The 389-nt window shown below is 36.0% G+C and carries 1 pseudogene; it reads right to left on the reverse strand.

The features are described 5' to 3' along the window. Positions 1-238, reverse strand: a pseudogene (locus tag V7D75_RS11255) (metallophosphoesterase); the annotation flags it as partial. Between the last annotated feature and the right edge of the window lie 151 nt (positions 239-389).

Raw genomic sequence — 389 nt, forward strand, 5'->3', positions numbered from 1 at the left:
CCGCAGTTATTAATGCGGCATAAAACATAAAGCCTTGTAAAATACCGACAACCAGATAGACATGAAAGCGCTCGTGCCAAAATTCACTCAAGCCGTAGAGCAGAAAAGCATTGTTGATAATAAAAATACTTAAAAACAAACCGACTTTAGCTAAGCGCTGTTGTGGTTTAAAGAACCAGTAAAATATCACGCTACTCATTAGGGTGAGCAGCTGGGTAAGAATGATAAAAGGCCACATAATAAAATTGAATCAGACAAAGACGGGCTTATAGTACGCCAATATTCTTACCTGTTGTAGACAGCATGATGGTTTATTGAAACTTGATAGCCGTTAAAACATAAAACGCTCAGGAATTTAGAGTATTTTTAAATCAATTCTTTAAAAACGT

This window comes from Psychrobacter sp. (assembly GCF_036731945.1).
Taxonomy (GTDB): domain Bacteria; phylum Pseudomonadota; class Gammaproteobacteria; order Pseudomonadales; family Moraxellaceae; genus Psychrobacter.